Origin of the sequence: Streptomyces sp. MB09-01 (genome assembly GCF_033794505.1) — a bacterium.
In the GTDB taxonomy this organism is placed as follows: Bacteria; Actinomycetota; Actinomycetes; order Streptomycetales; family Streptomycetaceae; genus Streptomyces.
In genome coordinates this window covers 1-19,726 of record NZ_JARAYQ010000161.1, presented here as the reverse complement: position 1 = coordinate 19,726, position 19,726 = coordinate 1, and the positions used below count along the sequence as shown (strand labels likewise).

At 73.1% G+C, this 19,726-nt stretch carries 19 protein-coding genes, 1 other RNA gene and 1 pseudogene; 8 read left to right on the top strand and 13 right to left on the bottom strand.

What is annotated here, in order from left to right; translation table 11 throughout:
* Nucleotides 1–438 precede the first annotated feature (438 nt).
* Nucleotides 439–840, bottom strand: an RNA gene (gene rnpB / locus PV721_RS28440) — RNase P RNA component class A.
* A 76-nt stretch (nucleotides 841–916) separates the two neighbouring features.
* Here rnpB and PV721_RS28435 point away from each other — a divergent pair.
* Nucleotides 917–1,651, top strand: coding sequence for a MerR family transcriptional regulator (locus PV721_RS28435; protein ID WP_319728979.1), 735 nt, complete (start codon nucleotides 917–919; stop codon nucleotides 1,649–1,651).
* Between the two features lie 11 nt (nucleotides 1,652–1,662).
* A complete protein-coding gene (locus PV721_RS28430) occupies nucleotides 1,663–2,490 on the top strand; it encodes a hypothetical protein (protein WP_319728978.1) in 828 nt (275 codons plus the stop codon).
* A gap of 23 nt (nucleotides 2,491–2,513) precedes the next feature.
* On the opposite strand, the gene PV721_RS28425 is transcribed toward PV721_RS28430, so the two are convergent.
* Nucleotides 2,514–3,956: an RNB domain-containing ribonuclease gene (locus PV721_RS28425; protein ID WP_319728977.1), complete on the bottom strand. Its 1,443-nt coding sequence runs from the start codon at nucleotides 3,954–3,956 to the stop codon at nucleotides 2,514–2,516.
* A gap of 102 nt (nucleotides 3,957–4,058) precedes the next feature.
* On the opposite strand from PV721_RS28425, the gene yaaA reads away from it, so the two are divergent.
* The gene (yaaA, locus tag PV721_RS28420) at nucleotides 4,059–4,862 is read left to right on the top strand and encodes a peroxide stress protein YaaA (protein WP_319728975.1); all 804 of its coding nucleotides are present in this window, start codon (nucleotides 4,059–4,061) and stop codon (nucleotides 4,860–4,862) included.
* A gap of 165 nt (nucleotides 4,863–5,027) precedes the next feature.
* On the opposite strand, the gene PV721_RS28415 is transcribed toward yaaA, so the two are convergent.
* Nucleotides 5,028–5,606 carry a TetR/AcrR family transcriptional regulator gene (locus PV721_RS28415; RefSeq protein WP_319728973.1) on the bottom strand — a complete coding sequence of 193 codons (579 nt, stop codon included), beginning with the start codon at nucleotides 5,604–5,606 and terminating at the stop codon, nucleotides 5,028–5,030.
* Nucleotides 5,607–5,697: 91 nt separating this feature from the next.
* Between PV721_RS28415 and PV721_RS28410 the strand changes: the two genes are divergently transcribed.
* Nucleotides 5,698–6,144: a DUF1772 domain-containing protein gene (locus tag PV721_RS28410; RefSeq protein ID WP_319728971.1), complete on the top strand. Its 447-nt coding sequence runs from the start codon at nucleotides 5,698–5,700 to the stop codon at nucleotides 6,142–6,144.
* A gap of 240 nt (nucleotides 6,145–6,384) precedes the next feature.
* Here the strand turns inward: PV721_RS28410 and PV721_RS28405 are convergent, their stop codons facing one another.
* Together PV721_RS28405 and PV721_RS28400 are read right to left on the bottom strand one after the other, a co-directional pair.
* Entirely contained in the window at nucleotides 6,385–7,134 is a 750-nt protein-coding gene (locus PV721_RS28405; RefSeq protein ID WP_319728969.1) for a bifunctional DNA primase/polymerase, read from the bottom strand.
* A gap of 170 nt (nucleotides 7,135–7,304) precedes the next feature.
* The gene (locus tag PV721_RS28400) at nucleotides 7,305–7,916 is read right to left on the bottom strand and encodes a TetR/AcrR family transcriptional regulator (protein WP_319728967.1); all 612 of its coding nucleotides are present in this window, start codon (nucleotides 7,914–7,916) and stop codon (nucleotides 7,305–7,307) included.
* Nucleotides 7,917–8,013: 97 nt separating this feature from the next.
* Here PV721_RS28400 and ddaH point away from each other — a divergent pair.
* Nucleotides 8,014–8,868 (top strand): annotated as a pseudogene (ddaH, locus tag PV721_RS28395) (dimethylargininase); the annotation flags it as partial.
* Here the strand turns inward: ddaH and PV721_RS28390 are convergent.
* Entirely contained in the window at nucleotides 8,865–9,887 is a 1,023-nt protein-coding gene (locus PV721_RS28390) for a small ribosomal subunit Rsm22 family protein (RefSeq protein WP_319728961.1), read from the bottom strand. The pseudogene ddaH and the gene PV721_RS28390 sit on opposite strands and share 4 nt — an antisense overlap.
* Before the next feature lie 107 nt (nucleotides 9,888–9,994).
* Nucleotides 9,995–11,299, bottom strand: a complete 1,305-nt coding sequence (locus PV721_RS28385) for a Bcr/CflA family multidrug efflux MFS transporter (RefSeq protein WP_319728959.1) — start codon at nucleotides 11,297–11,299, stop codon at nucleotides 9,995–9,997.
* Nucleotides 11,300–11,407: 108 nt separating this feature from the next.
* Here PV721_RS28385 and PV721_RS28380 point away from each other — a divergent pair, with 108 nt between their 5' ends.
* Entirely contained in the window at nucleotides 11,408–12,169 is a 762-nt protein-coding gene (locus PV721_RS28380) for an SDR family oxidoreductase (protein ID WP_319728957.1), read from the top strand.
* Between the two features lie 48 nt (nucleotides 12,170–12,217).
* Here the strand turns inward: PV721_RS28380 and PV721_RS28375 are convergent, their stop codons facing one another.
* Nucleotides 12,218–12,511: a hypothetical protein gene (locus PV721_RS28375; protein ID WP_319728955.1), complete on the bottom strand. Its 294-nt coding sequence runs from the start codon at nucleotides 12,509–12,511 to the stop codon at nucleotides 12,218–12,220.
* Between the two features lie 120 nt (nucleotides 12,512–12,631).
* Here PV721_RS28375 and PV721_RS28370 point away from each other — a divergent pair, with 120 nt between their 5' ends.
* Nucleotides 12,632–13,498, top strand: coding sequence for a PhzF family phenazine biosynthesis isomerase (locus PV721_RS28370; RefSeq protein WP_319728953.1), 867 nt, complete (start codon nucleotides 12,632–12,634; stop codon nucleotides 13,496–13,498).
* 160 nt (nucleotides 13,499–13,658) lie between these two features.
* The gene (locus tag PV721_RS28365; RefSeq protein WP_319728951.1) at nucleotides 13,659–14,174 is read left to right on the top strand and encodes a GNAT family N-acetyltransferase; all 516 of its coding nucleotides are present in this window, start codon (nucleotides 13,659–13,661) and stop codon (nucleotides 14,172–14,174) included.
* A 4-nt stretch (nucleotides 14,175–14,178) separates the two neighbouring features.
* On the opposite strand, the gene efeU is transcribed toward PV721_RS28365, so the two are convergent.
* The 5 genes from efeU to PV721_RS28340 form a co-directional block, all read right to left on the bottom strand.
* Entirely contained in the window at nucleotides 14,179–15,027 is an 849-nt protein-coding gene (gene efeU, locus PV721_RS28360; RefSeq protein ID WP_319728948.1) for an iron uptake transporter permease EfeU, read from the bottom strand.
* A 34-nt stretch (nucleotides 15,028–15,061) separates the two neighbouring features.
* Complete coding sequence (gene efeB, locus PV721_RS28355) at nucleotides 15,062–16,369, bottom strand: iron uptake transporter deferrochelatase/peroxidase subunit (RefSeq protein WP_319728946.1); 1,308 nt, start codon at nucleotides 16,367–16,369, stop codon at nucleotides 15,062–15,064.
* Between the two features lie 32 nt (nucleotides 16,370–16,401).
* Nucleotides 16,402–17,556 (bottom strand): iron uptake system protein EfeO, encoded by a 1,155-nt coding sequence (gene efeO, locus PV721_RS28350; protein WP_319728945.1) that lies wholly within the window; start codon nucleotides 17,554–17,556, stop codon nucleotides 16,402–16,404.
* Between the two features lie 212 nt (nucleotides 17,557–17,768).
* A complete protein-coding gene (locus tag PV721_RS28345; protein ID WP_416371200.1) occupies nucleotides 17,769–18,644 on the bottom strand; it encodes a heme ABC transporter ATP-binding protein in 876 nt (291 codons plus the stop codon).
* The gene (locus PV721_RS28340; protein WP_319728944.1) at nucleotides 18,641–19,654 is read right to left on the bottom strand and encodes an iron ABC transporter permease; all 1,014 of its coding nucleotides are present in this window, start codon (nucleotides 19,652–19,654) and stop codon (nucleotides 18,641–18,643) included. The genes PV721_RS28345 and PV721_RS28340 overlap by 4 nt, the downstream gene beginning before the upstream one ends.
* Nucleotides 19,655–19,726: the final 72 nt, after the last annotated feature.

Below are 19,726 nucleotides of genomic sequence, written 5' to 3'. Positions count from 1 at the left end.
GGCCGGGCGCGCGCCGGGGCGTCTCCTCGGGCGCCGAACGTGGCGGGGGGTCGGAGGGCCGAGGCACCTTGCGTTCGACGCCCTGCGGGGAGCGCCCCGACACACACCCGGCCTCGCGGAACCACCCGTCTCGGTCGCCGGGCCTCGGCCCCGCCGGAACCGCCTGGCCTCGCAGGAGCGCGGTCGACCGGTGCCCGGTCCTCGGCGGAACCGGCCCGGCCTGCATGAGCGGCGCAGCCAACCGGCGTCCGCTCTTCCGGAGGCCGCGCGCCACCGCCGCGATGCCGAGGGTCACGCTCGCCACGATGCGGACCCAGCGCGGCCCGCCGCGCTCCGCCCACACCACGCAGACGGCCCCGCCGACCCCACCTGTGATTCGTGTCGGGCGGCGATACGGAACCGCCCCGGACCGGAGAAAGCGGTTCGGGGCGGAAGTGGCAGACGAGCCGGCCTGTACGCCGGGTTCTGTCGCCCGGTGACCTCGCGGTCGCCGGGGAGACGGCCATCCATCTAGGACCGGTGTTGCCACCGGCCTCGTGCGGTCTACCCGCGAACTCGGGCGGGCAGCCCTCGATCGTTCGCGCAGACCCGTCCGGGGACGGATCCTCTTGACCTTGCTCCGGGTGGGGTTTACCTAGCCGCCTGAGTCACCTCAGGCGCTGGTGGTCTCTTACACCACCGTTTCACCCTTACCGAGGACCGAAGTCCCCGGCGGTCTGTTTTCTGTGGCACTGTCCCGCGGGTCACCCCGGGTGGGCGTTACCCACCACCCTGCCCTGTGGAGCCCGGACGTTCCTCGGCGGGATCCGAGGATCCCGACGCGGCCGCCCGGCCGACTCGTCTGCCGTGATGGACATGCTACCTGCAACGTGTCAGCGCTTGACCTTGACGCAACGGCAGGGTTTCTACTGGGCCCATGCGGATCGGAGAGATCGCCGCGGTCGTCGGGGTCACCACCCGGGCGATCCGGCACTACCACCATGTCGGGCTACTCCCGGAGCCGGAGCGGCGCCCCAACGGATACCGGGCCTACAGCGTCCGGGACGCGGTCCTGCTCGCCCGCGTACGCCGCCTCACCGAGCTCGGTCTCAGCCTCGACGAGGTGCGCGACGTCCTCGCGGACGACGCCGGGCGCGAACTGGCCGACGTACTCGAAGAGCTCGACGCCGACCTGGCCCGGCAGGAGGCCGAGATCGTGGAGCGACGCCGGCGGCTCGCGGTGCTGCTCGCCGCCGGGCCGGGGGAGGGCGAGCCCCTGTCGCCCGCGCTCGCCGAACTGCTGGCGAAGGCGCCGCCGACGGCCTCGCCGGCCGCCGCGATGGACCGCGAGCACCTCACGCTGATCGACGCCGCGGGCAGGGGCGGCCAGGAGCTCTACGCCGCGCTCGGCCCGCTGGCCGCCGATCCGGCGGTGCTGGCGCTGTACGAGCGGCTGGACGCGCTCGCCGGCGCAGCCGTGGACGATCCGCGGATCCCGCCTCTGGCGGCGGAGTTCGTGGCGGCCGTCCCCGACGAGGTGTTCGCCGCGATCCCCTCCGACGGGGTGGTCGTGCCCGGGTTCAAGGAGGCGCTGCTCGCCGAGTACGCGCCCGCGCAGGCCGAGGTCGTGCGCCTGGTCATGGAGGCGTTCATGGGGAAGGGGAGGGGATGAGGATGGGTGCGATGAGGGGGAGGCGTGCGGCGCGGATCGCCGTCACCGCCGTCGTCCCGGCGGAGCTGGGGCTCGTGGTGTGCCTGGCGGCCGGGGTCCGGCCGCCGGGGTGGGCCCTGGCCGCCGCCGAGGTCCTCGTACTCGGGGTGGTCCTGCTGGAGGCCTGGGTGCTGCGCGGGCTCTACGCCGCCGCACGCGCCCGCGGCGCCGCCCGCGGGGAGGCCGGCCGGGAGGCCGTGCGCGCCGTGGTCCCGGTCCAGGTCCGGCGGTTGCTGCGGCACGAGCTGTACGCCCTCGCCGCCCTCGGGAGGTGGATCGTGCGCAGGCGGCACGGGGTGCGCCCCGGCGACCTCGCCGCCGCGTACACCGGACCGCAGACGGCCATGATGTACGGCATGCTCTTCGTGTCGGTGGTCGAGACGGTGGCCTTGGCCTTCCTCATCCCCTGGCCGGCGGTCCACCGGGTGGTGCTCGTGCTCGACCTGTACGGGATCCTGATCGTCCTCGCCCTGCATGCCGCCTGCGTCACCCGGCCGCACGTGGTCCGCGCGGACGGCTCCCTGCTGATCCGCTACGGCGCCCTCTTCGACCTCGCCGTACCGCCGGACGCGGTGGCCTCGGTACGGGTGGAGCGCCGCTACCCCGAGGGCCGGCTGGTCACGCTGTCCGAGGACGGGGTGCTCGACCTGATCGTCGGCAGCCAGACCACGGTGACCCTGGAGCTGAACCGGCCCCTCCCCTTCACCCGACCGCTCGGCGCCGCGGCCGAGGCACGGACGGTCCGCTTCCACGCCGACGATCCGCGCGCGCTGGTCACCGCCCTGCGCCAGCCCGCGTAGGGCGCCGGCCCGCGGGGGAGTCGTCAGGCCGTGGCGAAGAGGGCCTTCGCCGAGCCGGGATCGGCCTGCGTGAGCCGGACCCGGATGCGGTCGCCCAGCGGCAGCGGCCGCGTGGTGGACTCGACGCGTCCGACGACGGCAGGATCCTCCAGGTGGACGGTGCCGACCAGCGGCTCCCGGTCGTCGACGTCGATGACTGTGGCCTCGAAGGTCTCGCCGACGCGGTCCTTGAGCACGGCCGCCTCGACGAGGTCCACGGACTCCCGCTCGACCCTGTTCGCCAGCCGGGTGCCCTGCGCCATCTCCTGGGGGAGCGCGTCCAGGGCCGCCACCGCCCACTGCGGGGGCTCGGCCCCGGCGACCGCCGCCACGCACAGCTCGCCGGCGTACCGGTCGGCGAGCCGGCGCAGCGGTGCGGTGCAGTGGGCGTACGGGGCCGCGACCGCGGAGTGGATCGCCGGGTCGGGGGTCTCGCCGCCGGTGAAGACGGTGTAGCCGGCGCCCCGGAGCAGGGCCGTGCACTCCTGGAGGAAGGCGGCGTGGGCGGGGCGGTGCGGATCGAGGGAGCGCACGAGTTCGGCGTACGGGACGTGGTGCGGCCAGTCGATCCGCAGGGCCTTCGCCGCCCGCCGGAGCTTGCCGACGGCGCCGTCGGGGGCGCTGGGCAGCGTACGCAGGACGCCCGTGCCGGTGGCCAGCATCAGATCGGCGGCGGCCATGCCGGTCATCAGGGAGATCTGCGCGTTCCAGCCGTCCGCGGGGAGCGGGGCGCGGTAGGCCAGGGAGTACGTGCCGTCGTGCTCGACGACCTCCTGCTCGGGCACGTTGAGCGAGATGCCGCCCCGCTCCTGCTCCAGGGCCTCGCGGAGGCGGCCGACGTCCTCCAGCAGGGCGAGCGGCTCCTCGGCCGTGCCCGTGTCGATGGCCTTCTGGACGCCGTCGTAGTCGAGCTTGGCCCGGCTGCGGACGAGGGCGCGCCACACGTCGACGGTCTCCACGCGGCCGTCGGGGTCCAGGTCGAAGCGCCACAGCAGCGCGGGGCGGGTCCGGTCGGGCAGCAGGCTGGCCGCGTCCTCCGAGAGCACGGCCGGGTGCAGCGGGACCCTCCCGTCGGGGAAGTAGAGGGTGGTGACGCGTCGGTGGGCCTCCGCGTCGAGCAAGCCGCCGGGGGTGACGAAGGCGGCTACGTCGGCGATGGCGTAGTGGACGCGGTAGCCGCCGGAGGAGCGCTTCGCCAGGTGCACGGCCTGGTCGAGGTCGACGGAGGACGGCGGGTCGATGGTGAAGAGGGGGATGTCGGTGCTGTCCAGGTCCGGGAGGCGGGGGTGCGCGGCCGCGTGCTCGGCCTCGGCGAGGACCGTCGCCGGGAACTCCGAGGGCACCCCCAGCTCCGTCCGCAGTTCGCGCAGCGCGGCCCGCAGGGCAGCCCCGTCTGCGCCGGTGATGTGCATCTGACGGCGTGGCATGGACCGAGCCTATGGTCGGGCGGCCCGGACGGCACGGCGAGCCGTCTACCCTGGCCGGGGGGCCGCATCCCCTGCGCCGTGTCGTATTGAAGGAGAACCACCGTGCTCGTGCTGCTGCCGCCGTCCGAAGGAAAGGCCGCCGGCGGCTCCGGCGCACCGCTGAAGCCGGAGTCGCTGTCACTGCCCGGTCTGGCCCCGGCCCGTGCGGCGGTGCTGGAGGAACTGGTCGAGCTGTGCGCGGCGGACGAGCCGAAGGCGCGCGAGGTGCTGGGACTGAGCGAGGGGCTGCGGGGCGAGGTCGCGAAGAACGTGGAGCTGCGCTCGGCGGTGGCCCGCCCGGCCGGGGAGATCTACACGGGCGTGCTCTACGACGCGCTGGGTCTGGCCGACCTGCCCGCGGCGGCGCGCGAGCGCGCTGAGGCCGCGCTGCTCGTCTTCTCGGGGCTGTGGGGCGCGGTGCGGATCACCGACCGGATCCCCTCGTACCGCTGCTCCATGGGCGTGAAGCTGCCGGGGCTGGGCGCGCTCGGGGCCCACTGGCGGGAGCCGATGGCTTCCGTCATGCCCGAGGCGGCGGGGGAGGGGCTGGTCCTGGACCTGCGGTCTTCGGCGTACACGACCGCGTGGAAGCCGAAGGGGGAGGTCGCGGGGCGGACGGCGACCGTGCGGGTGCTGCACTCGCAGGTGGTGGACGGGGTCGAGAAGCGGTCGGTGGTGAGCCACTTCAACAAGGCCACCAAGGGTCGCCTGGTACGTGACCTCCTGCTCGCGGGTTCCGCCCCCGCGTCGCCGGCGGAGCTGGTGACGGCCCTGCGGGACCTGGGCTACGTGGTCGAGGCCGAGGCCCCCGCGAAGCCGGGCAAGGCGTGGTCCCTCGACGTGGTCGTCACGCAGATCCACCACTGACCCACGGCCGGGCGCGGCCCGGGGACGCCCGCGCGGCGGGTGCCCCGTCGTGGGTGCGGGCCCCGGCGGTCTGCGGCTGCGTCGTGTGGGTGCGAGTGACCGGAAGCGACGCCGCAGGCAGGCAGCCGGTGGCCGGGGACCCCGGCTGCCCGCCGGGACGGTGTGTCAGACCATGGCGAGCCGGTCCACCAGCAGCTCCACCCTGCGCTCGGTGTCCTCCGGCGGGAGCCGTCGCGCCCGGGTGAGGGTGGCCAGTCCGTGCAGGGCCGCCCAGAACGTCTCGGTGAACAGTCCCGGGTGGACGCCGTCCCCGGCGACCTCGCCGAGGTTCTCCAGCAGAGCGGCGAAGGCGTCCTTCAGCGGCTCGGGGGTGTCCTCCTGCGCGTACGCCAGGCCGCCGTCGAGCTGGAACAAGGCGTCGTAGACCGCCGGGTTGCGTGCGGCGAAGTCGAGGTAGGCGCGGGCCAGGGCGGCGACCCGGGCGCGCGGGCCGTCCGCCGCGGAGGTCGCGGCCCGCACCGCCGCGGCCATCTCGGCGGCACCCTCGAGGGCGACCGCGCCGATGATCTCGCGCTTGCCGCGGAAATGGCTGTAGAGGACGGGCTGGCTGTATTCGATGCGCTCGGCGAGCCGACGGGTGGTGACCGCGTCCCAGCCCTGCTGCTCGGCGAGTTCGCGGGCCGTCGACACGATGAGGCGCTCGCGCTCCGCCCGTTCGCGCTGCTTGCGTTCCTGTACCGACATGCTTCGATTCTAGCACCGCTAGACAATCAAGCGGCAGTAGCGCTAGCGTTGCCTCATCATCTAGCAGCACTAGATTCCCGGAGGCGTCGTCATGCTCAACGCACTTGAGGTCTTCACGATCGTGGTCGTCGGCGTGATGGTGGGGGTGGAGTTCTCCGTCGCCTTCGTCATCAACCCGATCCTCGGCGCCCTCCCCGAGGACAGTGGCCAACTCGGCCGCGCCCACGGGGGCCGGATGCTCGGCGCCGTGATGCCGGTCTGGTACATCGGCTCGCTCGTCCTCGTCGCGGTCTGGGCCGTCGCCGGATGGCACCGCCCCGAGGCCGGCCTCGTCGTCACCGCCGGCGCGCTGCTGATCTTGAGCGTGATCATGTCGCTCCTGCTGCTCGTCCCGATCAACAACCGGGGCAAGACGTGGACCCCCGAGAACCGGCCCGCCGACTGGAAGGAGCAGATGAACCGCTGGGACCGCTTCCACTACGTCCGCGTCGCCGTCATCATCGCCGCCTTCGCCCTGCTGGCCGCCGCCGTCGCCTGATCCCGCGGGCCGACATCGCGCTGGTGGCGCCCGATCCCCACTCCTCGGGCGGCGGCGGGAACTGCTCCCGCAGCCGCACCGGGTACGGTCCACGCTCGCGATCGGCAGGTACGGATCGATGAACTCCCGCTCCACATAGGCAAGTTGCGTACGTGTCAAGCAGGACGATCTGCCGGCTCGAAGATCAGGGCGACGGGAGAACCCGTTCGTTGATCACAACCGGAAACGTGCCCCAGGTCCCTAGTGACCCAGGGGCCAGGCGACCGCGGCCGGGGTCAGGTTCGTGGTACCCGCATACGTGGCGCAGGCGTCCGTCAGTGTTTCGAGGAGGGTGAGCGGGTCCGGCAGGGGGTGCTCCATGCCGCGCAGCCAGGTCACCGCCAGGTCGCCGGGGAGGGCCGCCGGCGGGACCAGGACGTAGCTGCCGCGGCAGTGCCAGCGCAGCCCGGGATGTTCGTCCATCGTCTCGGGGTGGCAGTCCAGTTCGCACGGCCACCACTCGTCCTCGTCCTCGGGGGTGCCGCGGGTGGCGGTGAAGAAGAGCATCCGGGCCTGCTCGCCGGTGCCGCCGGACTCGGCGACGGGGCCGACCTCGACGCCGGCCTCCAGCAGGCGGGCCAGCGCGGCGGCGCCGGCTTCCAGCGGGACGTCGAGCACGTCGTGGACCATGCCGGTCGCGGTGATGAAGTTGGCCTGGGGCTGGTTGCGCACCCAGCGTTCGACCTGGGCGCGGTCGGTGGTCGACTGGGTCTGCCAGGCGAAGGAGATGGGGTGCCGTGCGGGCGTCGGACATCCGATCCGGTCGCACGAACATCGGTAACCGGCGGGATGGGCGGCGGGGGCGAGCGGCAGACCGGCGGCGGCGACGGCCAGGAGGAGCGCCTCACGCTCTCGTGCGGGGTCCTCGGCGGTGGGTTTCTGCCGCCGGCGCAGCCACTGGGAAATCCTGCTCTGCTCGCCGCGTTTGACGCGGCCGGACTCAGACCCCATCGATCCCCTCACCTCACCGTATCCCCGGCGGACCTTCACATCGTCCCACCATCCTGCGCCCCGGGTGACCGCTCTCGACGACCGGGGGGCCGGGGAGGGGTGACCGGCAACCCCCGTATACCCACACCATCAGGGCAAATGGTCTCGGGGGGTTGCCGGTCACCGGCCGGCTAGCGGGCGGTGACGTTGACCACCCCGCCGAGCACCCGGTCCACCAGTGCGTCGGTGTAAGCGTGCGTCAGGGGCGCGGTGCGCAGGAGCCAGCGGTAGGTCAGCGGCCCGAGCAGCATCTCCACCGTCAGCCGCAGATCGGTGTCCGGCGCGAGCTGGCCGGCCTCCCGGGCCGTCTTCAACCGGGCCTCGTACAGGGCGAGCTGCGGCTCGAGCAGCTGTTCGGTGAAGCGGGCGCCGAGTTCGGGGTCGGTGGCCCCGGCCGCCGTCAGGGCACGCGCGGGAGCCTCGTACTTCTCGTCGTTGAACTCGTCGACCGTGGCCCGCAGCACGTACTTCAGGTCGGCCGCGAGGTCCCCGGTGTCGGGGAAGCCGGTCCACCCGCCCTCGGTCTCCGCGTCGCCGGCGAGGGCCAGCGAGGCGTCGAGGAGGACGGCAGCCTTGGACGGCCACCAGCGGTAGATGGTCTGCTTGCCGACGCCCGCGCGGGCGGCGATGGCTTCGATGGTCAGCTTGTTGTAGCCGACCTCCCCGACGAGGGTGAGCGCGGCTTCGAGGATGGCGCGCCGGGAGCGGTCGCTGCGGCGGGTGGCGTCAGGGGTCTTGGTCATGGCCCGAAACTATCAAAGCGAGACGTCTCGTCTTCCTATGGTTGCGTAAACCACCCGGTCAGTTCACTGTGTCGTCCAGCGGGAGGAGAGACGATTCTCTTCCGTACTCGTACCGAGTCGTGAAAGTCGTGAGGAGCCTTCTTTGCGCAGAGACGCCACACCCCGGCGCTACCTGATGTGCCCACCCGCACACTTCAAGGTCACGTACTCCATCAACCCGTGGATGGATCCCACGAAACCGGTGGACCTGCCCCTCGCACAAGCCCAGTGGGAAGACCTGAGGGACCGCTACCGCGCCCTCGGCCACACCGTCGAGACCCTCGTGCCCGAGCCCGACCTGCCCGACATGGTCTTCGCGGCGAACGGGGCCCTGGTCGTCGACGGCCGGGTGCTCGGTGCCCGGTTCGCCTACCCGGAACGGGCCGCCGAGGCCGAGATCCACCTCGACTGGTTCCGCGGCCACGGCTACCAGGACGTCCACGAGCCGTCCCACGTCAACGAGGGCGAGGGCGACTTCGCGGTCACGGCCACCTACATCCTGGCCGGCCGGGGCTTCCGCTCCAGCCCCCTCTCCCACGACGAGGCCCAGGAGTTCTTCGGCCGCCCCGTCATCGGCCTCGACCTGGTGGACCCGCGCTACTACCACCTGGACACGGCACTCAGTGTCCTCGACGGCGACGAGATCATGTACTACCCGGACGCCTTCTCGCCCGGGAGCCAAGGCGTGCTCCGGCGCCTCTTCCCGGACGCTCTGATCGCGGACGGCCGGGACGCGGCCGCCCTCGGGCTGAACGCGGTCTGCGACGGCCTGCACGTCCTGCTCCCGCAGGCGGCCACCGGCCTGCTGGCGCCGCTACGGGACCGGGGGTTCGAGCCGGTCCCGATGGACCTGGGCGAACTGCTCAAGGGCGGCGGCAGCGTGAAGTGCTGTACGCAGGAGCTGCGGCCCTAAAGAGACCGCTGGTCCTCCTCCTCGGAGGGCGGCGGCCAGGCCTGGCCCCAGTCGGCGTCCCGCGCCGCCTTGTAGAGGTCGCCGTGGCGTTTGGTCACGTTGACCCGGGTCAGGCCCTCCCCTTCGGGGCCGCACAGTTCCAGCAGGACGAGCCCCTTCCGGATCTGCGGCTTGCGCGTGATCCGGGAGGCGGCCGGCTCCACCGGGAAGCGGGTCGCGGCGACGTAGCTGAACTTCTCGTCCTCGTACGGGAGCGAGCCGCCCTTGACCTTCCGGTGCAGGGAGGACCGGCTGACCCGCGCCGAGAAGTGGCACCAGTCCTGGCCGACCTCGATCGGGCAGGTCCCGTCGTGCGGGCACGGGGCGGCGACCCGCAGCCCGGCCGCGATCAGCTGGTCGCGGGCCTCGCGGATGCGGAGGTAGCCCTCCGGCGTGCCCGGCTCGATCAGCACCACGGCCCGGCCGGCCCGCGCCGCCTCGGCGACGACCGCCGTACGGGCCTGCGGGGTCAGCTCGCCCAGTACGTAGGAGACCGTCACCAGGTCGGCGTCGGGCAGGGACAGCCCGGAGCCGATGACGGCCCGCCGCCAGTGGGCCGCGCGGAGCACGGGCGAGGCGGAGGCCCGCGCCAGCTCCTGGCCGAGCTTCAGCGCCGGCTCCGCCCAGTCCAGCACCGTGGTCTCCCGCGGACCGTCCCAGGTGGCGTCCACCGCCCAGGTCGCGGCGCCCGTGCCGCCGCCCACGTCCACGTGCGAGCCCGGGGCCCAGCCCGGCGCCGCCTCGGCCAGCCCGTCCAGGGCGGCCCGTACGGCCTCGAACGTGGCCGGCATCCGGTACGCCGCGTACGCCGCGACGTCGGAGCGGTCGCGCAGGACGGGCGCGTCGGTCGGGGTCTGCCCCCGGTAGCTGGCGATGAGCCGCTCGACGGCGGCCGCGGCCTGCTTCGGCGGGAGCCCGTCGAGCAGCCCGCCGAGCGTGCTGCGGAGGGTCTCGGCGGTGGTGGGGGCGGAGGCGTTCACCTGCGAAGTTTACGTCGCAGGCCGCAGTGGCCCCGTCAGCCGGGGTGCGCACGGGGCTCCGGCCCCCGGACCTTCCCCCGGACTCCGTCCGGGGGAAGCCCCACGCCTCACACGCCGGCGGGCACGGAGTTTCCCTGCCAGGGGCGGCAGAGGCCCAGGAAGGCGCTCAGGGCCAGGACGGCGCACACCAGTTGCACCAGGGCCATCGGCACGGCCGTGTCCTCGCCCGCGATTCCCACCAGCGGCGAGGCGATCGCGCCGATCAGGAACGAGGAGGTGCCGAGCAGCGCGGAGGCGGATCCGGCCGCGTGCGGGGTGCGCATCAGGGCCTGGGCGTTGGTGTTCGGCAGGACCACGCCCATCGCCGACATCAGGACGAACAGCGCGGCGGCGATCGGGGTCAGCCCGACCTCCCCGAACACGCCCGTCGACATCAGCAGCAGGGCCACCGTGGAGGCGGTGACGATCCCGAGCCCGACGGCCAGGACATGGTCCAGGCTGACCCGGCCGACCAGCAGCTTGCCGTTGATCTGGCCGACGATGATCAGGCCGACGGAGTTGAGGCCGAAGAGCAGGGCGAAGGCCTGGGGCGAAGCCCCGTAGATCTCCTGCACCACGAAGGGGGAGGCGGAGATGTACGAGAAGAGGGCGGCGAAGGCGAAGCCGCCGGTCAGGGTGTAGCCGGTGAAGACGCGGTCGCCGAGCAGTCCGCGCATGGTCCGCAGGGCGGAGCCGACGCCGCCCGTGTGCCGCCGCTCGGGCGGCAGGGTCTCGCCGAGGCTGCGCCAGACCATCACCGTGAGGATCGTGCCGACGCCGGTGAGGACGACGAAGACGCCCCGCCAGTCGGCGAAGCGCAGCACCTGGCCGCCGATGAGCGGGGCGATGATCGGGGCGGCCCCGGATATGAGCATCAGGGTGGAGAAGAAGCGGGCCATCTCGTCCCCGTCGTACAGGTCGCGTACGACGGCGCGTGCGATGACGATCGCGGCGGCGCCGGCCAGGCCCTGGAGCAGCCGGAAGGAGATCAGCAGCTCGGCGGTCGGCGCGAGGGCGCAGATCGCGGTGGCCAGGACGTAGACGACCATGCCGGCGAGCAAGGGGCGGCGGCGGCCCCACTTGTCGCTCATCGGGCCGATGACGAGCTGGCCCAGGGCCATGCCGGCGAGGCAGGCCGTGAGGGTGAGCTGGATGGTCGCGGCGGGGCTGTTCAGGGCATCGGTGACCTGCGGCAGGGCCGGCAGGTACATGTCCATGGACAGCGGCGGGAGGGCGGTGAGCCCGCCGAGTATGAAGGTGACGAGCAGGCCCGTGCGGCGGGCTGCCGTCAGGGGCTTCGTCGTGGCGGGGGCGGAGGGCGATTCGGGCGACGAGTCGTGCGAGGCGGCCGTCGCGGGGCCTCTCTCCGACATGCGGAACTCCAGTCTTCTCATCTGCTGTACGCACCCCTGACCGACCCATGCTCTCAGCAATCGGAACGTCCGGGGACAGGGCCGCGGTGTGACGTACCCTGCGGCCCCATGGACGAAAGTACGAAGAAGATCGCCGTGGTGACCGGCGCCGGCTCCGGAATCGGCCGCTCCGTGGCGCTGACCCTGGCCGCGGCGGGCTGGTCCGTGGCCGTCGCGGGCCGCCGGACCGAGCCGCTGCAGGAGACCGCCGCCGCGGCCGGGGCAGACGCCGACGTGCTGTGCGTACGGGCGGACGTGAGCCACCCGGACGACGTGACTGCGCTGTTCGAGTCGGTGCGGGCCCGGTACGGGCGCCTCGACCTGCTCTTCAACAACGCGGGCACCTTCGGACCCGGCGGGGTCCCGCTGGAGGACATCACCTACGAGGCCTGGCGCTCGGTCGTGGACGTCAACCTGACCGGCGCCTTCCTGTGCGCGCAGGCCGCCTTCCGGCAGATGAAGCAGCAGGACCCGCAGGGCGGCCGCATCATCAACAACGGCTCCATCTCGGCGCACGTGCCGCGTCCGAACTCCATCGCCTACACCGCCACCAAGCACGCGATGACGGGCCTGACGAAGTCCCTGTCGCTGGACGGGCGTCCGTACCGGATCGCCTGCGGCCAGATCGACATCGGCAACGCGGCGACCGAGATGACCGAGCGGATGCAGACCGGCATCCTCCAGGCCAACGGACAGCTCGCCGTCGAACCGGTGATGGACGCCGCGGACGTGGCCCGCACGGTCCTGCACATGGCGGAGCTCCCGCTCGAGGCGAACGTGCAGTTCGCGACGGTCATGGCGACGTCGATGCCGTACATCGGCCGCGGGTAGAGGGGGCCCGGCGGGTCCTGCTTCCCGCCTCCGGGCTCCGGGCAGGACCTAGCCGGTCCCGTGCTGCGTGCGAGCCGTGAGCAGGCCCTGGAGGAACGGGTCGGCGGCCGGGGCGTACGGGCCCCGGTGCGCGGCCAGGTGCTCCTCGATGCGCTCCCACTCGGCGACGACGGCCGGGTCGGCTCCCTCCTCGCGGGCCGCCTCCAGCGCGGCCTCCGCCTGGTGGTGCCCCATCCCGTCGGCCTCGGCGCGGACCCGGTCGACGGCGGCCCGCTCTCCCGGAGCCGGGTCGTGCGGCTCGTGGGCGGCCTCCACGGCGGCCTCGTCAGGGTGCTCGGTCATCGTGGTCCCCGTTCTCGCGGTGCCGGCCGGTCGCCCTCCTCGTACCCCGGCGCGGGCCTTCCATCCCGCCCGGCACGAAAGGCCTGGACCGCGGACGGCACTCGGGACGATCATGGCCGCATGACCGATACCGAGGTACTGCGCTACACCGCCTTCTCCCACGACCCCGACGGCGGCAACCCAGCCGGGGTCGTGCTCGACGCGGCCGGGCTGGACGACGGCGCGATGCTCGCGATCGCCGCCCGGCTGGGGTACAGCGAGACGGCCTTCCTGACCGCCCCGCCCGAGGGACTCGGAGGCGCGGCGGGCCGGTCCTTCACCGTGCGGTACTTCAGCCCGAAGGCGGAGGTCCCCTTCTGCGGGCACGCCACCGTGGCCACGGCCGTGGCACTGGCGGAGCGGATCGGGCCGGGGGAGCTGCTCCTCGCCACCCGGGCGGGCACCGTGCCGGTGTCCGTCACCGCCGAGGACGGCGGGCGGCTGCGGGCCACGCTGACCAGCGTCGAGCCGCACATCGAGGAGATCGGCGCGGCCGACCTCGCCGAGGCGCTGGCCGCGCTGGACTGGCCGGTGGGAGACCTGGACCCGGCGTTCCCGCCCCGGATCGCCTACGCCGGAGCCCGCCACCTGGTGCTCGGCGCCGCCACCCGGGCCCGGCTCGCGGACCTCGCCTACGACTTCGGCAGGCTGGAGGCCCTGATGCGGCGCCTGGACCTCACCACCGTCCAGCTGGTGCACCGGGCGGGCCCCGCCGAATTCCACGTACGGGACCCCTTCCCGGTCGGCGGCGTCGTCGAGGACCCCGCCACGGGAGCCGCCGCTGCCGCGTTCGGCGCGTACGCACGGGAGCTCGGGCTGGTCCCGGCGGACGCCGTGCTCACCCTCCACCAGGGCCAGGACATGGGCCGTCCGGGGGTGCTCACGGTCGAACTGCGCGCGGGTGACCCCCGGGTCAGGGTCGGCGGCGAAGGGGTCGGCATCGCATGAGCCCGCACACCGGCCCGAGCGGCGCCGCTGCTGGGGATCCGCCCCGGACCCTCCTCCAGGCTCCGTCCGGGGGTCCGGGGGCGGAGCCCCTGGCGGAGGCGGGCTCGTGAGGGTGGTCGGTTTTGCCGGGGCGGACCTGCCTGCCGGGCTGGCTCGGCAGGTGGCCGAGTTGGAGGATGCGGCGTGGCCGGGGGCCGAGCCGGGGCACGATCCGGCCCTGGCTCCGCGCGCCCTGCTCCTGCTGGCCCCCGACGGCACCGTGGCCGCCTCGCTGGCGCTGCTGTTCAAGGAGGTCCGGCTCGCGGGGCGGACCTACCGGGCGGCCGGGCTGAGCGCGGTCGTGACCCGGCCCGCGCTCCGCGGCCGGGGATGCGGGGCCCGCCTGGTGGCGGCGGCCCGCGCCGAGCTCGCTGCGGACCGGGCCGTGGACCTCGCGCTGTTCAGCTGCGATCGCCCGCTGGCGCCGTTCTACGAGGCGGCCGGCTTCGCGCAACTGCCCGGCACGGTGCTGCTGGGCGACTCCCCCGGGGATCCGGAGCCGCTCGCCACCGACGCCCCCGGCTTCGACAAGGTGGTGCTGGCGGCCTTCTTCACGGACGACCCGGCCCGGGATCGCACGGCCTTCACCGGAGTCCGCGTACCGCTCCACCCCGGACGCACCGACCGGCTGTGGTGAGCGGTCAGCTCGCGGGTGCGGCGTCCACCGGCTGCGGCTTCGGGCTCGCCGGGCGGCTCCGCTCGACGAGGAACAGCACCAGCACGGGGACCAGGTACAGCGTCCACACCGTGAGCTGCAGGACGGTGGGGTCCGGCTGGAAGTTGAAGACGCCCTTGAGCAGCGTCCCGTACCAGCTGTCCGGCGGGACCGTCTCGGCGATGTCGAAGGCCTTGTTGCCCAGCCCGCCCAGGAAGCGGGCCTCCTGAAGGTCGTGGACCCCGTACGCGAGCACGCCGGCGGCCACGACCACCAGCATGGCGCCGGTCCACTTGAAGAACTTCGCCAGATTGATCTTCAGGGCGCCCCGGTAGAAGAGCCAGCCCAGCACGACCGCCGTGGCGATGCCCAGCAGCACGCCGATCAGCGGGGCCGACGAGCCCTCGCCGCTGGCCCGTACCGACGTCCACACGAACAGCGCGGTCTCCAGGCCCTCGCGGCCGACGGCCAGGAAGGCGGTGGCGACCAGCGCGCCGGTGCCCATGGCGAGGGCGGTGTCGAGCTTGCCGTGCAGCTCGGCCTTCAGATGCCGCGCGGTGCGCTTCATCCAGAAGACCATCCACGTCACCAGACCCACCGAGATGATGGAGAGGCTGCCGCCGAGCAGCTCCTGCGCCTCGAAGGTCAGCTCCTGGCTGCCGAATTCGAGCACCGCGCCGAAGGTGAGCGAGAGCGCGCAGGCGATCCCGATGCCGATCCACACGGGACGCAGGGCGTCCCGGCGCTCGGTCTTCACCAGGTACGCGACGAGGATGCAGACGACCAGGCTGGCCTCCAGCCCCTCGCGCAGGCCGATCAGATAATTGCCGAACACGGCGGTGGTTCCTCTCCAGGCTCTACGACGGGGACTACGCGAACAGCGTCCGGCCCCACCAGTCGTCCTTGTCGCGGACGCCCGGCGGGACGGCGAAGACGGCCGAACCCACGTGCTGGATGTATTCGTTGAGGACGTCGGCCTTCGCCAGGCTGCGCTGGATCGGGACGAAGCCCTTGCGCACGTCCCGCTGGTAGGCGAGGAAGAACAGGCCGGCGTCGAGGCGGCCGAGCCCGTCCGTGCCGTCGGTGAAGGAGTAGCCGCGGCGCAGGATCGTCGCACCGTTGTTGGTGTCCGGGTGCGCCAGGCGGACGTGCGCCTCCGGCTTCATCGCCTTCAGGAAGGGTTCGTCGCGCTCCTTGGACTTGCCGACGGGGGCACCCTCGCCCTTGTCGCGGCCGAAGATGTCCTCCTGCTCGCCCAGCGGGGTGCGGTCCCAGATCTCGATGTTCATCCGGATCCGCCGGGCCACCAGGTAGGAGCCGCCGGTCATCCAGTCGCTGCCGTCGCCCGCGCCGACCCACACGTGCTTCTCCAGGGCCGCCTTGTCGGTGCCCGAGATGTTCCGGGTGCCGTCCTTGAAGCCCATCATGTTGCGCGGGGTCTGCTCTTCGGGCGTGGTCGACGAGGTCTTGCCGAAGCCCAGCTGCGACCAGCGCACCGCGGTCTTGCCGAAGCCGATGCGGGCGAGCTGGCGGATCGCGTGCACGGCGACCTGCGGGTCGTCGGCGCAGGCCTGGACGCAGATGTCGCCGCCGGAACGGGCGGGGTCCAGGTTGTCGCCGGGGAAACGCTCCAGGTCCACCAGCGCCTCGGGGCGCTTGCCCTCCAGGCCGAACCGGTCCTTGGCGAACAGGCCGGGACCGAAGCCGATGGTCAGGGTGAGGCGGGAGGCCTTCAGGCCCAGCGCCTCGCCCGTGTCGTCCGGCGGGGCCTCCGGGAGACCGCCGAAGCCGCCCTCGCCGACCGGCTGACCGGCCGTCATGAGGCGGGCCGCCTCGGTCCACTCCTTCAGGAGCTTGATCAGCTCCTCGCGGCTCTTCGTCTTCACGTCGAAGGCCGCGAAGTGCAGACGGTCCTGCACGGCGCTCGCGATGCCGGCCTGGTGCTCGCCGTGGAACGGCACGGCCGCCCCGGCGGCAGCCGCCGAGACCATGTCCGACCCGCCGCCGAAGGCCGCCACCGCGCCGCCGGCCGCGGCCGCGCCGAGCGCGAGCCCGGCGCCGCCCCAGCCGAGGAGGGAACGCCGCGAGGGCGCGGTCGGGGACCCGTCGCCGCCCTGATGTTCCGGCTGCTGTTCCGGCTGCTGCTGAGCCACCGGCTCCGACTTCGACTCGGACATCGCGCCCTCCCGCCTCCTTCGTCCCTGGACCGTTACTTCGTGACCGCTGCGGCGAGCTTGGAGAGCGGCTCGCCGAGGGCGCTGACGCCGTCCGAAAGCTCCTTGCGCTCGGGCTCGCCGACCTTGTCGTACGAGGTGAACTCGTAGGAGGTCTTGTCGGCGCGGTACTTGTCCAGCAGCGTGTTCATCGCCGCGAACTGGGTGTCCAGCTCCTTGACGAGCTCGGGGTCGTTCTTCGTGGCGATCGCCTTCAGGACGTCGTACGCCTTCTGCGCGCCCTCGACGTTGGCCTTGAAGTCGACCAGGTCGGTGCGGGAGTAGCGCTCCTCCTCGCCCGTGACCTTGCCGGTGGCGACCTCGTCGAGGAGCTCCTTGGCGCCGTTGGCTATCGAGGAGGGGGTGATCTCCGCCGTGCCGACCCTCTTCTGCCAGTCGGTCAGGTCCGCGATCAGGGTGTCGGCGAGCTTCTTGTCGTTGTCGTCGATCTTGTTGTCGGCCCACAGGGACTTCTCCAGGCGGTGCCAGCCCGTCCAGTCCTTCGCCGGGTCCTGGCCGGCCTCCAGGCCGTCCTCACGGACGTCGACCTTCGGGTCGATGTCACCGAAGGACTCGGCGACCGGCTCGGTGCGCTCCCAGCCGATGCGGGAGGGCGCGTACGCCTTCTTCGCGGCCTCGACGTCGCCGGCCTTGACCGCGTCCACGAAGGCCTGCGCCTTGGGGAGGGTCTCCTCGGCCTGCGTGACCACGTACTGGCGGTAGGCGGCGACCGCGGCGTCCGCCTCGGGGCTGCGCTTCTCCTCGGCCGCGCCCTTGCCGGTGGCCTTGACCTTCTGGGCGATGCCGTCGCCCTTCATGCCGGGCTTGCAGACGATCTCGTAGTCGCCCGCCTTGATCTCGGCGGTGATGGAGGCCTTGGTGCCGGGGCCGATGTTCTCGCGCTCGGTCACGATGCGATCGTCCGGGAAGAGGACGTAGACCTCGGTGACCTTCGAGCCCTTGTTCTCGACGTCGATCTGCACCTTGCCCGAGGGGAACTCCGTCTTCGACACGTCGCAGGCGCTGTCGGAGGCCGCGACCTTGATCACGTCGTCCCCGCCGGCGTCGCTCTTCTGGGAGCAGCCGGTGACGGCGGTCAGGGCGGCCGCGACGGAGGCGGCGGCGATGACGGAGAGGCGGGCGGGGCGCATGGCGGGCTCCTGGGCATCGGACGAATGGGCCGCCCCAAGGGGGGGAGAGGCCGGTGAGGCGGACCTAACTTAACCGAGGCTTACCTGAGCCGTACCCAGACGTACAGTGATTCAGCTCTCACCTCTTCGCGACCTGCGGCGGCCGGACACGGGCCCGTCACGGGCCCTCCACGGCCACCCCATGGGCCGGTCAAGCCGGGGTCAAGCCGGGCTCAGACCGGCAGTTCGTTCCGCATGGCGGAAGACTCCGCGGTGCGTACGGGAACCACCAGCGGCGCCCCGGTGCGCGGGTGCGGGAGCACCTCCACCAGCTGCCGGTAGACCCGGCTGAGCAAGGCGTCCTCGAACACCTCGGCCGGCGGGCCGGCCGCGGCGATCCGGCCGTCGTGCAGGACGGCGGCCCGGTCCGCGTAGGCGGCGGCCAGGCCCAGGTCGTGCAGGACGACGACCACCGCGTCCCCGGCCGCGGCCCGCTCCCGGCAGATCTGCAGCACGAGCTCCTGGTGGCGCAGGTCGAGCGCGGCGGTGGGCTCGTCGAGCAGCAACAGCGGAGCCCGCTGGGCCAGTACGCGGGCCAGTGCGACCCGGGCCCGCTCCCCGCCGGAGAGGGCGGAGAAGGGGCGGGCGGCGAACTCCGTCACCTCGGTGGCGGCCATCGCGGTGGCCACCGCCTCCTCGTCGGCCTCGGCGAGGGGAGTGCCGGTCCACGGGGCGCGGCCCATCCGCACGACGTCCTCCACCGGAAAGGGGAAGGACAGCGCGGCCGACTGGGGGAGTACGGAGCGGCGCAGCGCCAGATCCGGGGTGCTCCAGTCGCCCACCGGGCGGCCGTCGATGCGGACCTCCCCGGAAGCGGCGGGCAGGTCGGCGGCGAGTGCGGCCAACAGGGTGGACTTGCCGGCGCCGTTGGGGCCGACCAGCGCCAGCACCTCGCCGGACCGTGCGGTCAGGTCGATGCCCGAGAGCACCTCGCGCCCGCCGAGGCGGACGTGCAGGTCCACGGTCTCGACGAGGGGCGTGCCGGGGACGGGGCGGGGCGGGTAGGTGCGCTTGGTCCGGGCGAGGCACCCGATCAGCCTGCCGGTCACGCCCAGCCTCCTTGCTTGCGGCGGGTGCGGCGCAGCAGCCAGAAGAAGAACGGGCTGCCGATCAGGGCGGTCAGCACACCGAGCGGCAGCTCGGCGGGCTGGGCGAGGGTCCGGGCGGCCAGGTCCCCCGCGACGAGGACCACGGCTCCGGCGAGCGCGCTGCCGGGGACGAGGAAGCGGTGGCCGGGGCCGTTGGCCATGCGCAGCAGGTGCGGGACGAGCAGGCCGATGAAGGTGATGACCCCGGCGACGGCAACGGCGGCGGCGGTCAGCAGGGCGACGACCAGGATGAGGGAGAGGCGCAGCCGCTCGACGTCGATGCCGAGGTGGCGGGCCGGGCGTTCGCCGAGGGAGAGCAGGTCGAGGCGGCGGGCGTAGAAGGGGGCGATCAGCAGTCCGGCGAGGGCGCAGGGCAGGACGGCGAGCACTTTGGGCCAGGTGGCCTGGGCGAGGGAGCCGAGCTGCCAGAAGGTGATCTGGTTGACCTGGCCGCTGTCCGCGAAGAAGACGAACAGGCCGATGAGGGCGCCGGCGAAGGCGTTCACGGCGATGCCGGTGAGGATGAGCGTGACGACCTCGGTCTTCCCGCCGTTGCGGGAGAGGAGATAGACGGAGCTGACGGTGATCAGGCCCGCGATGAACGCGCAGACGGTGATCGTCCAGTTGCCGAGGAAGCTGAGGCCGAGGCCGATGGCGGCGACTGCGCCGACGGCGGCGCCGGCCGAGATGCCGATGACGCCGGGCTCGGCCAGGGGGTTGCCGAAGACGCCCTGCATGAGCGCGCCCGCGCAGCCGAGGCTGGCGCCGACGAGCAGTGCGAGGACGACGCGGGGGAGGCGTACGTTCCACAGCACGCTCTCGCCGACCCGGTCGAGGGGGGTTCCGCCGAGGCCCGTGCGGTGCTGGACGGAGGCGAGTACGTCGGGGGTGGGGATGCGGTAGGCGCCGGTGCCGGCGGAGACGAGGGCGAGGAGGAGCAGGGTCGCGACCAGGGCCGCCGTGAGCAGCAAGGCCTTTCGGCCGCGCGGCTTGGCGGGGGCGGTTCCGGCGGGGCCGAAAGGCCTTGCTGCTCACGGCGGCCC